The organism is Brucella lupini (genome assembly GCF_002252535.1).
Lineage (GTDB): Bacteria > Pseudomonadota > Alphaproteobacteria > Rhizobiales > Rhizobiaceae > Brucella > Brucella anthropi.
Map to the genome: position 1 here is coordinate 530,449 of NZ_NNRN01000062.1, position 12,787 is coordinate 543,235.

The following is a 12,787-nucleotide window of genomic DNA, read 5'->3' on the forward strand; positions in this document are numbered from 1 at the left end:
TAGAAGCACGCGCATTAACAACAGGGATTAAAGGAAATGCGCAGTTTTATGGACCGTGTCCGCCACGCAACGATGTTCGAAATCATCGGTCTGGCGATCTTCATACCCGGTTCCGCCTTCATTCTGGACAAGCCTGCAGCAGAGATGGGCGTGATCGGGGTTGTTTCGGCAACCACCGCAACCGTGTGGAATTTTCTGTTCAATCTGGGCTTTGACAAAGCGATGCTGCGTTTCACGGGTAGCGTCAACAAGAGCATGGCCGTCCGTGTTCTTCATGCAATCCTTTTTGAAGCCGGGTTGATCGTGCTGCTGATCCCGTTCATCGCCTGGTATCTGGGAATTTCGCTGATTGCCGCCCTTGTGATGGATATAGCGATTGTCGTTTTCTATCTGGTCTATGCGTTTGTGTTCAACATTGCATATGACAGACTGTTCCCGCTACCGCTCGGGCAGACCGCAGAAGCGGTTTGACATCGCTTCAAGAGTGACGCGGCCGCGCCTTAGAGGCTGAATCCAAAAGCGGCATGTGTGTGCGAGAATGGTGATTTTCGAGTACCGGAGCACAATGTACTTTTGGGTACATAGTACCGGAACGGAGACAAGTTGCCATTTGCAGCCACACAGGGCGAGTTTTGGAGTGGGCTCTCAACAGGGGGCGCGGCGTTTGCGCAGGTTTGCCTGTCGCTGCTCCCAGGCGATGAGCAGCAGGCTTGCCAGCACGATGAGGAATGCACCGGCAAACACATTTGCTGCCGGAACCTCCGCCCAGATGAGATAACCGTAGATAAAGGCCCAGATGAGCCCGCTATATTCCACTGGCGCCAGCGCCGAGGCGGGTGCATGGCGAAATCCTTCATAGAGAAGGAACTGGCCGAGCGTCGATACAAGTCCCAGACTGATCATCAGAAGCCAGCCGGAGAGATCGGGGTCCTGCCATGTCCACGGAAAGGACAGCGCGCAGGCCAGACCGAAAAGCAGGCCGGTGGCATACATCTGCGTCATCGTAGTTTCGCTGCGGCTGACGAGCCGGACCAGGATCGTGCTCCACGCCCAGCAGAAACCTGCCACGATGCACATGGCGGCGGGAATGAGATTGGGCGAATGGGTGGGATTAGCAGCAACCGTTACACCGACAAACCCGACGGCGCAGGCGATCCACCTCCCCGGTCCGATTTTCTCCTTGAGCACGAGGATCGACAGGAACATGACCATGATCGGTGCGGAGAAATAAAGCGTGGTCAGTTCTGCCAGCTCGAGATGGCGGGCCGCATTGTAGAACAGCAACCACGCGCCAAGCATAAGTGCGGCACGAAGGACGATGGTGTTGCGATAAGGACTTCGGAAAATGGACGGATGGCGGCGATAGCGTATCAGTACGCCGGTAATGGCTACGATCACCAGACTGCGCATGAACAATATCTGCGGCACCTGATAGGTCGCGACGAGCCATTTTACCATCGCGTCCTGAAGGGCGAAACAGGCGTAACCGCCGCAAGCAAGCGCGATGCCTGCGAGCGGTCTTGAGTTAACTGACCCGGTGACCATGAATTCCTCGATCCGGCCCTAGAATCCCTACTGCGGAAAGGGCCACGAACGCTGAATTTGCAGGACTGGAGCGTGTAAGCAAGGGGCTGATATATGACGGCCGCAGACAGGTGTGCCAATGTAGCCGGATTGCAACAAATTGGGAGGCTAAAACACGAGAGATCGATGCGCTGCAGTTCCTGCCGTCACGCCATCAGCGACCGACCAGGCGACGCTGTGGGCGCCACGAGTAATATCGCCTGCTGCAAAAATTCCGGGAACCGTTGTCGTCTTCAACCCGTCTGTCTGTATCGTTCTGCCGAGTGGCAGTTCGTCCATTGCGCAGCCGAACGTGTCGGCAATCTGGCTGTTCAGCCAATTGCGTGGCCCGATGTAAAGCGCATTGAGTGGGACCAGTCGCCCGTCTTCAAGCTCGATCTCTGAAATGTCGATCCCCTCGCCGTGCAACGCACGGACCGGGCTGTGTTCTATCTTCACGCCGCGCCGTTCCAGTTCTGCGAATGCCTCCGCATCCGGCTCCAGTCCCTTATCAATGAAGAAGGTTGTCGATCCCCATTCGGAGATCAGCATAGCCTGATGCACCGACATCGGCGACATATTGAGAACGCCAAGCTGACGGTCGCTGAATTCATAGCCGTGGCAATAAGGACAATGAATGACGGAATTGCCCCATCGCTCCGCGAGGCCGGGAATATCCGGCAGTTCATCCGATATGCCGAAAGCAAGGATTAGTCTGCGCCCTTCAACGATTTCGCCGCTATCAAGTTCGATCGCGAAGTTGTCGATTTCGCCACTACCGGAAACGGCCTTCCCTTGTGTGAACCTGACAGTCGGATAGGCTTCGACCTGCGCTTTTGCCGTTTCCAGCATGGACAGCGGGTTGCTGCCGTCCTGCGCAAAGAAACCATGCGAATATTCGGCGAAACGGTTGCGCGGTTTTCCAGCGTCGATCACGCGGACAGATCGTCTGCCGCGCGCCAGATAGGTTGCGGCAGACAAGCCAGCGAAGCTGCCGCCGATAATGATTGCATCATGATGCATGACTGCTCTCCAGATCGAATGTTACGCCGCGCTCCAGCGCGCGCTGATGAAAATCCGCGCTCAGCATGGCGAGCGTGACCTCGCCAAAACGCTCCAGAAGAAGGTTTTCGGCGTCGGTGAATGCCTTGCTGAGCGAGGCATTGACTGCCTGCTCCACCAGACAGCCCGGCATTTCGGTGCGGTTTCCCATGGCCAGAAGCACTGGTTCCCCGATGGCCTCGTAAATGTCGCGCAAGGTAACCTTGTTGAGGTCGCAGGCGATCTCCCACCCGCCGCCATGTCCCTTTTCCGAGCGAACATAGCCCTGCTCACGCAGGCCGCCCATGACACGTCTGACGACGACTGGATTGGTGGTCATGGCCTTGGCGAGAACCTCCGATGTGACAGGCCCTTTATGTTCCGCCATGTGGAGAAGGACGTGCAGAACGCCCGATAATTTGCTGTCTCTTTTCATGTAACTATAAATGTTACGAGAATCGGCAAATGTCAACACAACCAGTGAAAAGCACTGGGTCAGATAAATGTGATCGTTACGGAGTGGTTTGGATTATCTATAGATTTCAGGCTTGTAACGGCTGCCAAGACGGTAACGATTGCCGGCATAGATCAGCTTGTTGACGGTCGCAACCGTTTCACCCGTCCATGTCCGGCGGTCCAGAAGCAGGCAGGCAATACCATCATCGAGACGCAGCAGACGCGCAATTTCCGCGTCTGGTGTTATCGCCGAAATGACCTGCTCAACCTCGGTCATCGGAGTGCTTTTCTGAAGATAATCGTAAGTCGTGATAGCCCGGAAGTCCTGCAATTCGTAATGCTGCACGAGGCTCGTATTGACGAACCGCTCCTCAAGCTGCACCGGCACCTCGTTTTCGAGGTGCACAATCAGCGAATGGGCGATGGGGATACTCTTATGCAGTTCGAACGCATTGAGCAGTTCGGGCGTCGGTTCGATAATGTCGAGGGTGACGACTTCGGCGCGGTGCTGCCCGCCACGCGCCTTGATTTCATTGGCGATGTTGACGACTTCGATCAGCGTCGTTTCCGGCTTCGGGGGCGCGACGAAAGTGCCGACGCCCTGAATACGCTTCAATATGCCCTGATCGGTCAGTTCGCGCAGGGCCCGGTTGACGGTCATTCGGGAAATGCCGAGTGCATCCACCAGTTCATGTTCCGAAGGCAGGCGATGATTGCCGGGCCAGCGACCGGAGCGGATGTTGTCCAGCACCTGCGCCTTGACCTTCTCATAGAGCGGCCCGGCGGTTTCGGGCAGTTCCATGTCGGCGGCATGATGGGATTCCGATTTGTCGCCAGCACCCATGAGTCACATCCCTGTCCGTATGATCGTTTTCAAGCCGTCCGCTTCACCGGCAATCAGCCGGGCATAGGCGTCCGGAACCTCATCGAGCGAAATTTCCCGGTCGACAAGCTGCAACAGCGACGCCTCAAGATCGGGCAGGATTTTTGCAATTTCACGCAGTTCGTCCTGATAGGCATGGCAGCCGATCAGGCTGATCTCCCGCTCGACCAGACTATTCGGATCAAGCTCGATCCTGCCGTGGGATATGCCGACAAGTGCCAGCGAACCGCCGCCGGAAAGCACGTCGAGAATTGCCTTGAGGACGCCGATATTGCCGGTGGCATCAATGGCATAGCGGATGGGCTGGCCATCGAGTGCGGCTTCAATTGCCGCCTTGTCGAGCGGAACCCTGGTTGCGCCGGTGACAGTTGAAACAAGACTGGCGCGCTGCTCGTTGCGGTCGCAGACCAGTACAGGACCGTCATGCAGGCGGGAGAGAAGAAGTGCTGCAAGCCCGCCGATCGGCCCGCAACCCACAACGAGGACCGCTTCGCCCGACGGTACGCGCTGCTTGCGGATGGCGTGCAACGCCACCGAAAGCGGTTCGCCCATGGCGGCGACCACCGGGTTGATGGCCGGATCGTAGTGAACGAGGAGCCGTGCAGGAAGTGCTGTCTCCTCGGCAAAACCGCCATCGCAGACTTCACCGATGAACCCCAGCGTTTCGCAGACATTGTGCCTGCCGCTTTTGCAGGACTGGCATTCGCCGCACCAGTAGCGGGAGTCCGCGATCACCGTATCGCCGGGTTTGAAGCCGGTCACGCCAGCACCGGTTTCAGTCACGACACCTGCAAATTCATGGCCTGCGACCGAAGGTGACCGGCTGATCCACTGCCCGGTCATGAAATTATGCAGATCGGAGCCGCAGATACCGGCAGCCGACACTTTCAGCCGGACCCAGCCCGGCTTAGGCCGCGACGGCGGGTCGATTGTCTCGACCCGCAAATCCTTCGCCGCATAAAGCCGGACAGCCTTCATCGTCAGCCTCCCCGGCTCTTTCTAGAGGTAATCCTTGCGGATTTCTGACACGGCGTTCTCGTGTGAGGAGAACCCTTCGTAACGCGCCAGTGTGCGGGCATGTTTTGCAAATTCCGGATAGGCGGAAGCCGTCACATAGCCGATGGACGAACGCTTGACGAAATCCGTTACCGAAAGCGGACCATAGGTGCGCGCCCAGCGGCTGGTCGGCAGCACGGCATTGGGGCCGAGGCCGAAATTGCCGACGACGACCGGCGTATGCGGCCCCATCAGGATTTCGGCAGCTTCGGTGATGTGGCCGAGATGCGCGAACGGATCGGTCGAAAGAAGCTCCAGATGTTCCGGCGCATAGTCGTTGATGAACTTGTAGCTCTCTTCCACGGAAGACGTCAGGACGATGCCACCATATTTGCCGGTAAGTACGGTTTTGGAGAAGCCGACACGCTGTTCGGTCATGCGCGCCCAATGGTCCGGCAATGCAGCCAGCGCTTCTTCCGCGACGCGGCGGCTATGCGTGACGAGCCATGCCGACGAATCCGGGCCATGTTCCGCCTCGATCAGCAGATCGAGCGCCGCAAGGCCACCTTTCACTGTGTCGTCGGCGAAAATGACAGCTTCGGAAGGTCCCGCAGGCAGGCCGGGATCGATGACGCCGCCGAGCAGGCGCTTGGCTGCGACCACCCATGGGCTGCCGGGGCCAACGATCTTGAGCGCCGGTTTCACCGTTTCCGTGCCATAGGCGACGGCAGCAACGGCCTGCGCACCGCCAACCTTGTAGACGGTTTCCACACCGGCAAGGCGTGCTGCAACGAGCGTGGCAGCATCGACGGAACCATCCGGCGTCGGCGGGGTGACGATGGCAAGATCAGGCACGCCAGCAACCACAGCCGGAACGGCGGTCATCATGGTGACGGACGGAAACGCCCCCTTGCCGCGCGGAATATAGAGCGCGACGGAGCGGATCGGGGTGAAGCGGTCGCCTGCAAAGGCACCGGGACGCATTTCCTTCAGCCACATGGCCTCTGGCTTCTGCTCCTCATGGAAATGGCGGATATTGTCGATACCGAACTGGATCGCCTCGATCACGTCCTTTTCCACCTTGTCGAAAGCGGCATCGAACTCGGCTTCCGTCGCCTTGATGTTCGCCGGATCGACTTCAGCCTTGTCGAGATCGCGCGCAAAGCGGACAAGCGCCGCATCGCCTTCTGTGCGAACGGCTTCGATGATCGGCTTCACCTTTTCAATAAAGCCGGACAGATCGGTTTCCGAGCGCTTGAGAAGTTCGGCGCGCGCTGCGTCGTCCAGTTTAGCCAGTTCGTGAAAAGAAACATCGGACATGATGGGCTCCTTGCTGGTTGCGGTGGTGGCGCAACCCGTCATTTCGATTTGAGGAAGATGTCGAGCCCGACCAGCCGGTCGAGCAGGAAGATAGCAGCAGCGGCACAGGCGATGAAGACGACGGAGATGGCCGCAAGGTCCGGTGTGATGATGGACCGGATCGAATTGTAGATCTGCACCGGCAGCGTGACGATGCGTGCATCGACTAGAAGCAGGCTTACCAGAAATTCGTTCAGCGCCAGAATGAACATCAAGAGCGAGCCGCTGATGACGCCCGGCACGACGACCGGCAGTGTGACGAAGAAGAAGGTCGAGATCGGCCCAGCCCCGCAATTGGCGGCGGCGAGTTCCAGATCGGCATCGAGATTGGCCGCACTTGCCGTTACGGCCCAGATCATGAATGGGAGATTGATGACACAGGCCGCGATCCCGACCGGCCAGAGCTGGCCCAGAATTCCTGCCTGACCGAAAACCAGCATAAGACCGATTCCGGAACCGATCAGCGGAATGGTGAAGGGCAACAGCAGATAAATCTGGATTGTCTTTTCAAACCGCACGGCATATTTCGCCAGCGCTATGCCAGCCAACGTCCCGACCGGAATGGCGACAATGGTGCAGATGAAGGAGACATAGAGCGAGCGCAGGAATGCATCCCAGAGATCGCTCGTTCCGGCGATCTTCTGATACCATTTCAGCGAGAACCCTTCCGGCGGGAAGGTAATCATGTTGCCGGATGTGAAGGATGCGCCAAGCACCACGATGGTTGGTGCGGAAAGCAGCACCAGAACGGCGATCACGAATGTCCACATGACGATGGATTTCGACAGTGGCGAGGTCATTTGCGCGCCCTCCCCATGGCAAGCGTGCCAGCCCCGAACAGCGTGAACACGATCCCGACGAGGATGGAACCGACGCCGACCAGAAGCAGCGCGAGTGTCGCGCCAAGCCCCTGATCGGATGTGCGGAAGAACTGGTCATAGATCGCATTGGCGATGAAATCCTGCGACCCGCCGCCCAGAATAGCCGGTACGGCAAAATCGGTGAGCGACAGCGTCATCACCACCAGTCCCGCGCCGATCAGGCCCGGACGGGCCATGGGCAGGACGACGTGGGCGAAGGTCCGCAGCCAGTTCGCACCGAGCGAGCTTGCCGCCGCTTCCATTTCCTCCGGTATGGCCGTCAGGGCTGGCGCCAGCATCAGCACGGCGAATGGCAACATATATTGAATGAGGCCGAACAGAACTGCCGGATAATTATAGAGCAGCCGCATTGGCGCGATACCGACAAGGCCAAGCGCTTCGTTGACCATGCCTTGATTACCGAGAATGATGAGCCAGCCATAGGCGCGCACGACCTGACCGATGAAGAAGGGCAGGAACAGCGCGATCAGCAGGAATTTGCGCAATGCAGCCGATGGCGTGCGCACCATGAGATAGGCATAGGGAAATGCCAGAAGAAGCGTGAATGCGGTCACGACGAGCGAGCCGAACAGGCTGCGCCATGCCACGGTTGCAAAGAGGCTTTCCGTCAGTGCGCGCTTGTAATTGGCGAGCGTGTAATAGTCCGACATCAGGAACGTCGAAGTGTCGAGCGTGCGCAGGCTGGTATCCGCGATCTGGATCAAGCCCAGCACCAGCAGTCCGACCAGAGCAATCGCCGGAAGCAGCATCAGATAAGGCACGGCGCGATTGAACCGCGCGGGCCACAAAAAGGCTGCGATTGCTTCCAGCGCGTCCATGATGCGCCATGTCATGGGATAGGCAGTGCGTGCCGCTCGCATGTTTCAATTCCTGAATGTTTGTCCGAAATGTTTGCCCGAAGATGTCGGGCATCAGGATCGCCCTTTCGGGCGACCCGTCTTGCTTTCATGGAGCTGGATCAGCCCTGCATGATAGCCTTGAACTTCGAGAACCACTCGCTCTCGTTTTCCACCTGCACCTTTGCCGAAATACGGATGAGGTGTTTGAAATCCTCGTCCTTGGTCGGATAGGCCGGGTCGTTCACCAGATCGGCGGGCGGGGTCAGGCCCGGCACGACACCCGGCAGACCGAGGCCGTCGAGCCAGACCTGCTGCGCATCCTTGGTAAGGGCGAAGTTGATATATTCCTTGGCCCAGTAAAGTTCGTTTTCCGGCAGGCCCTTTGGAATCCAAAGGCCGTCGGTGTCGAACTTCGCGCCCTCTTCCGGAACGGTCCAGTCGATCTTGACGCCGTTCTTCTGGGCTTCGCGCGCATTGGTGGAAATGGTGCAGGCCAGATCGATTTCGCCCTTCTGGAACCAGGTGGTGAAATCAGGGTCTTCGCCGAGAAGCGGCTGCTGCTGCTTCACCTTGGTGATGAAATCCCATGCGGGCTGCATGTTGCCCGGAATGTCTTCCAGCTTGCCGCCACCGGCAACCTGCGCCGGGAAGTGGAAGCCGATGCCATCATTATAGAGCGCAATGCGTCCCTTGAACTTTGGATCGAGCAGAGCGTGCCACGACTTCGGCGGGCCATCCGGGAAGGCTTCCGGACGATAGGCCAGCACATAGACATAGCCATAGGTGTTGACGATCGGATAGCCGTCGAGACCAACCGGCTTGGCAAGATCGGTGGTGTTCTTGAGATTGGACAGGTCCGACAGGTCTTCCGTCACGCCGCGCAATGCCGATTTGGTCGCATTGGTGGTCGTGTCCCAGTTGACGTGGATCGGTGGAACACGCTTCTGCGCGACCGCAGCCCAGAGCTTCGGCTGGATTTCGTTGTCTTCCGTCAAGTCGTGACGGATGGAAATGCCGGTCTTGGCGGTAAACGGATCGGACACGCCCGCTTTAAGCGCCTCCACCCAGCTACCACCCCAGGCGCGCACGATCAGTTCCTTCGGCTTTGCCGGTTCTTCAGCGAATGCGCGCGACAGGCCGAGCGATGTCGTGCCGGCAGCGGCCGAAAAAGCGCCTGCGCTCTGCAGGAAGCGGCGGCGATCGAGTATTAGAAAAGGTTTCTTCAGATTGCTCATTTTGTTTCTCCTCTGGAGTTTCCCCGTAACGTTTCAATTCATGCGGCAAAGACGATGAGATCGCGGGCGTTCCAGCCAAGATGCACGGTTTCACCTTCCGCAAACTGGCTATGGCCGATGGGATCGTGGTCGAAGACGCGCATCAACACATCTCCCAAGGCAGGAACCTGCAATTCATAGACGATGCGTTCGCCTTCAAAAATCGCGTCGGTAACGATGCCTTCAAGCACGGTATCGAGTTCTGCATGTGCCGCGGCGCTGCCGCCGATACGGATCTGTTCGGCGCGGATTGCACACGAGACATTTGCGCCGGAGCCAATCGGTTCGCGCCCCTCGCCTGCCATACCTACCAGAGCTATTCCGGCATCGACCCGCACGAGATTGCCGTCGAGCGAAGACGCCTTGCCGGAAATGAAATTGGTGACGCCGATGAAGTTCGCCACAAAGGCGTTGGACGGATTGCGATAGGTCTCGGATGGCTGTGCCATCTGCTGAATTTCGCCGCCATCCATGACGATGATTTCGTCAGATACGACGAGCGCTTCGCGCTGGTCATGGGTGACATTGATGGTCGTGACACCAAGTTCCCGCTGGATGCGGCGAAATTCAAGCTGCATTTCCTCGCGCAGCTTGCGGTCGAGTGCCGCCAGAGGTTCGTCGAGCAGAAGCAGGTCCGGTTCGAAAACGAGGGCGCGCGCGATGGCGACACGCTGCTGCTGGCCACCGGAAAGCTCGTGCACGCGCCGTCCGCCGAGGCCGTTCAGACGAACGAGGTCGAGATAGCGTTCCACCCGCTCGGGGATCGAACGCGCATCGAAGCGTCGCATTTTCAGCGGAAAGGCGACATTTTCAGCGGCCGTCATATGCGGGAAAAGTGCGAGCTTCTGGAAAACCATGCCGATGGAACGCTTGTGCGGCGGCACGGCGCTGACAGCTTCATCGTTGATGAATATTTCACCGATGCTCGGTTTCTGGAAACCGGCGATGAGGCGGAGAAGCGTCGTCTTGCCGGAGCCGGACGGCCCGAGAATGGTCAGAAAACGGCCCTTGGCGAGATCGAAAGATGCCGCACGCACGGCATGGAAGCCGTTATAGATCATGCTGACATTGTTGACCGATACGGCAGCCGGTCCGTTGGAGACTATACGGCCAGTTCCGGTTTCGGTTGTATTCATCACTGTTTCCCATTTCAGTCAAAGTACCGGAAGGTACTTTATGAAGTTATTTCAATGCTATTTCACGATATGATGATGTTCTACTTAAGGATATCAGAACCTGAATCAAAAAGCGGCATGTGTGTGCGAAAATGGTGATTTTCGAGTACCGGAGCGGAGCGTACTTGAAGGTACGTGAGCACCGGAACGTAGACAAATTGCCATTTGCAGCCACACAGGGCGACTTTTGGAGCAGGTTCTCAGATGGATGCAAGGTAGCCTCCGTCGATCGGGATCACCTGCCCCGTGACATAGGACGACGCGGCACTTGCCAGAAACACCACGGCGCCCGCAACATCTTCCATTGCGCCGAAACGGCCCTGCGGAATCTTGCCCAGCATCGCCGTCTGCCAGTCGTCATTCTCGTAAAACACATCGGTCATGGCAGTGCGGAAATAGCCCGGCGCAATGCCATTGACGCGGATGCCGGAAGGCGCCCATTCTGTCGCCAGAGCATGGGTCATGCCCATGAGGCCGGATTTGGAAGAACCGTAGGGAGCGGCGGTTGGCACACCGACATAGGAGGTCAACGAGCACAGATTGATGATCGCTCCCCCCTTTCCGCTGTCTGTCATCTGGCGGGCAGCAGCCTGCGCACAGAAGAACGCGCCTTTGAGATTGGTCGCCACGATACGGTCCCAGAGCGCCTCGTCCACATCGAGCGAGGGGCGGATTTCTTCATAGCCTGCATTGTTGACGAGAATATCGAGGCCGCCAAGAGCTTCCGCCGCTTGCGCGACCGCGGCACCACAGGCGGCAACATCGCGCACATCGAGCGAAAGGGTGGCCGAAGCGCGGCCATGGGCGGCGATACGGGATGCCGTTTCGGAGAGGTCGTCGGACTTGCGCGCTGTAATGGCGACATCGGCACCAGCCGAGGCTAGCGCTTCGGCAATGGCCTGTCCCAGTCCCCGGCTTGCACCGGTAACCAGCGCTTTACGCCCGCTTAGGTCGAAAAGCGATAAAACCTGCATCATGTTCCCCTGCGGACCTTTGGCAAAACAATATTGTTGCCCGAACTTCTAACTGTTCCGGGTCGAATGTTTAGCAATTTTTTGTGGTCTCCCCAGCATAGGAACATCTTTTTCATAACTTGTCTATACATATATATACAAAATTGGATTTTAGTCTTAGAACTTCTCTCCCAAAGGCGCGCGACAAGTGACGCGCTGCACCAGAGGAGAACGTGAATGGCGCAGGAAAATGCCCGGTTTGGCGATCTGATTCGACCCGAAATCCGTGGTCTCAGCCCCTATAATGCCGGTCTCACCATTGCCGAGGTGGAGGCGCGCTATCATCCTCCGGCAATCGCAAAACTCGGCTCCAACGAGAACCCGCTTGGACCGTCACCCAAGGTGCAGGCGCTCTTTTCCGGTGCCCATGATCTGCTGCGGCTCTACCCCGACCCGTCGGGACGCGAACTGGCGCAGGAAATTGCGATCGAGTTCGATTGGCCGCAGGACCGCATCATTCTCGGCAACGGATCGGAAGACCTGATCGGCGTAATCTGCCGCACCGTTTTGCGGCCGCGCGACCGGGTGGTCACACTTTACCCGTCCTTTCCGCTGCACGAGGATTATGCGACGACCATGGGGGCAAGTGTCGAACGGGTTGAAGTGACGCCGTCGCTTGAAGTCGACGTTAACGCACTGGTGGCAACGGTTGCGACCGCTCCGCGTCTCGTGATGTTCGCAAATCCGCTCAATCCGGTCGGGACCTGGCTGACACCGGAGGCTTTGCAGCGCGTTGTCAATGCGGCTGCTCCGGAGACGTTGCTGGTCGTGGACGAAGCTTATGCTGAATATGCAGCCGGTGACGATTATCCGTCTGCCGCTACACTTCTGCGCGACAGCGGCCTTCACTGGGTGGCGCTGCGTACCTTCTCCAAGGCTTATGGGTTGGCCGGTGCGCGGCTCGGGTTCGGGCTTGTCAGCGACCCGGACTTGCGCGGGTTTCTGGACCGCGCCCGCACGCCTTTCAACGCCAATGGCATTGCACAGGCTGCGGGGCTGGTTGCGCGCCGGGATAAAGACCATCTCGCAAAAGGTATTTCGCTTGCACTTCGTGAGCGTGGCCGGCTGGCCGGTTTCCTGAGCGAGCGACAAATCCGTTTTGCGCCCTCCAAGGGGAATTTTCTGTTCATTGACGTGAAATCGGATTCTGTTGCGTTTGCCGAAAAACTGCTGGGAGACGGCGTCATCGTGAAGCCTTGGAAGCAGCAGGGTTACACGACTTTCATCCGCGTCAGTGTCGGTGCGCCGGAAGAAAATGATCTTTTCATGCGCTCTTTCGAGAAAGCCACAGGACTGGCTTGAGTTTG

The 12,787-nt window shown here is 58.1% G+C and carries 13 protein-coding genes; 2 read left to right on the forward strand and 11 right to left on the reverse strand.

What is annotated here, in order from left to right; all coding sequences use genetic code 11:
- Positions 1-36: 36 nt before the first annotated feature.
- Entirely contained in the window at positions 37-471 is a 435-nt protein-coding gene (locus tag CES86_RS25950) for a PACE efflux transporter (RefSeq protein WP_012092982.1), read from the forward strand.
- A 174-nt stretch (positions 472-645) separates the two neighbouring features.
- On the opposite strand, the gene CES86_RS25955 is transcribed toward CES86_RS25950, so the two are convergent.
- The 11 genes from CES86_RS25955 to CES86_RS26005 all read right to left on the reverse strand — a co-directional run bounded on the left by CES86_RS25955 (position 646) and on the right by CES86_RS26005 (position 11,441).
- The gene (locus CES86_RS25955; protein WP_094515777.1) at positions 646-1,545 is read right to left on the reverse strand and encodes a DMT family transporter; all 900 of its coding nucleotides are present in this window, start codon (positions 1,543-1,545) and stop codon (positions 646-648) included.
- Positions 1,546-1,692: 147 nt separating this feature from the next.
- A complete protein-coding gene (locus CES86_RS25960) occupies positions 1,693-2,586 on the reverse strand; it encodes an NAD(P)/FAD-dependent oxidoreductase (RefSeq protein WP_094515778.1) in 894 nt (297 codons plus the stop codon).
- On the reverse strand, positions 2,576-3,040 hold the full coding sequence (locus tag CES86_RS25965) for an Rrf2 family transcriptional regulator (RefSeq protein ID WP_094515779.1): 465 nt from the start codon (positions 3,038-3,040) through the stop codon (positions 2,576-2,578). The genes CES86_RS25960 and CES86_RS25965 overlap by 11 nt, the downstream gene beginning before the upstream one ends.
- 93 nt (positions 3,041-3,133) lie before the next feature.
- Positions 3,134-3,904, reverse strand: coding sequence for a histidine utilization repressor (gene hutC / locus CES86_RS25970; protein ID WP_010658781.1), 771 nt, complete (start codon positions 3,902-3,904; stop codon positions 3,134-3,136).
- A 3-nt stretch (positions 3,905-3,907) separates the two neighbouring features.
- Positions 3,908-4,921, reverse strand: a complete 1,014-nt coding sequence (locus tag CES86_RS25975) for a zinc-dependent alcohol dehydrogenase (protein WP_094515780.1) — start codon at positions 4,919-4,921, stop codon at positions 3,908-3,910.
- A gap of 21 nt (positions 4,922-4,942) precedes the next feature.
- The gene (hisD, locus tag CES86_RS25980) at positions 4,943-6,259 is read right to left on the reverse strand and encodes a histidinol dehydrogenase (RefSeq protein ID WP_094515837.1); all 1,317 of its coding nucleotides are present in this window, start codon (positions 6,257-6,259) and stop codon (positions 4,943-4,945) included.
- A gap of 38 nt (positions 6,260-6,297) precedes the next feature.
- Complete coding sequence (locus tag CES86_RS25985) at positions 6,298-7,098, reverse strand: ABC transporter permease (protein ID WP_094515781.1); 801 nt, start codon at positions 7,096-7,098, stop codon at positions 6,298-6,300.
- Entirely contained in the window at positions 7,095-8,039 is a 945-nt protein-coding gene (locus CES86_RS25990) for an ABC transporter permease (RefSeq protein ID WP_094515782.1), read from the reverse strand. Before CES86_RS25990 ends, CES86_RS25985 begins: the two co-directional genes overlap by 4 nt.
- Positions 8,040-8,137: 98 nt before the next feature.
- A complete protein-coding gene (locus CES86_RS25995) occupies positions 8,138-9,253 on the reverse strand; it encodes an ABC transporter substrate-binding protein (RefSeq protein ID WP_094515783.1) in 1,116 nt (371 codons plus the stop codon).
- 38 nt (positions 9,254-9,291) lie between these two features.
- The gene (locus tag CES86_RS26000; RefSeq protein WP_094515784.1) at positions 9,292-10,428 is read right to left on the reverse strand and encodes an ABC transporter ATP-binding protein; all 1,137 of its coding nucleotides are present in this window, start codon (positions 10,426-10,428) and stop codon (positions 9,292-9,294) included.
- Positions 10,429-10,667: 239 nt separating this feature from the next.
- Entirely contained in the window at positions 10,668-11,441 is a 774-nt protein-coding gene (locus CES86_RS26005; RefSeq protein WP_094515785.1) for an SDR family NAD(P)-dependent oxidoreductase, read from the reverse strand.
- Between the two features lie 216 nt (positions 11,442-11,657).
- On the opposite strand from CES86_RS26005, the gene CES86_RS26010 reads away from it, so the two are divergent.
- The gene (locus tag CES86_RS26010) at positions 11,658-12,782 is read left to right on the forward strand and encodes a histidinol-phosphate transaminase (RefSeq protein ID WP_094515786.1); all 1,125 of its coding nucleotides are present in this window, start codon (positions 11,658-11,660) and stop codon (positions 12,780-12,782) included.
- Positions 12,783-12,787 lie beyond the last annotated feature (5 nt).

Coding starts and splice junctions, on each gene's coding strand:
- CES86_RS25950 (WP_012092982.1), top strand. CDS start 37: ATGCGCAGTTTTATGGACCGTGTCCGCCACGCAACGATGTTCGAAATC.
- CES86_RS25955 (WP_094515777.1), bottom strand. CDS start 1,545: ATGGTCACCGGGTCAGTTAACTCAAGACCGCTCGCAGGCATCGCGCTT.
- CES86_RS25960 (WP_094515778.1), bottom strand. CDS start 2,586: ATGCATCATGATGCAATCATTATCGGCGGCAGCTTCGCTGGCTTGTCT.
- CES86_RS25965 (WP_094515779.1), bottom strand. CDS start 3,040: ATGAAAAGAGACAGCAAATTATCGGGCGTTCTGCACGTCCTTCTCCAC.
- hutC (WP_010658781.1), bottom strand. CDS start 3,904: ATGGGTGCTGGCGACAAATCGGAATCCCATCATGCCGCCGACATGGAA.
- CES86_RS25975 (WP_094515780.1), bottom strand. CDS start 4,921: ATGAAGGCTGTCCGGCTTTATGCGGCGAAGGATTTGCGGGTCGAGACA.
- hisD (WP_094515837.1), bottom strand. CDS start 6,259: ATGTCCGATGTTTCTTTTCACGAACTGGCTAAACTGGACGACGCAGCG.
- CES86_RS25985 (WP_094515781.1), bottom strand. CDS start 7,098: ATGACCTCGCCACTGTCGAAATCCATCGTCATGTGGACATTCGTGATC.
- CES86_RS25990 (WP_094515782.1), bottom strand. CDS start 8,039: ATGCGAGCGGCACGCACTGCCTATCCCATGACATGGCGCATCATGGAC.
- CES86_RS25995 (WP_094515783.1), bottom strand. CDS start 9,253: ATGAGCAATCTGAAGAAACCTTTTCTAATACTCGATCGCCGCCGCTTC.
- CES86_RS26000 (WP_094515784.1), bottom strand. CDS start 10,428: ATGAATACAACCGAAACCGGAACTGGCCGTATAGTCTCCAACGGACCG.
- CES86_RS26005 (WP_094515785.1), bottom strand. CDS start 11,441: ATGCAGGTTTTATCGCTTTTCGACCTAAGCGGGCGTAAAGCGCTGGTT.
- CES86_RS26010 (WP_094515786.1), top strand. CDS start 11,658: ATGGCGCAGGAAAATGCCCGGTTTGGCGATCTGATTCGACCCGAAATC.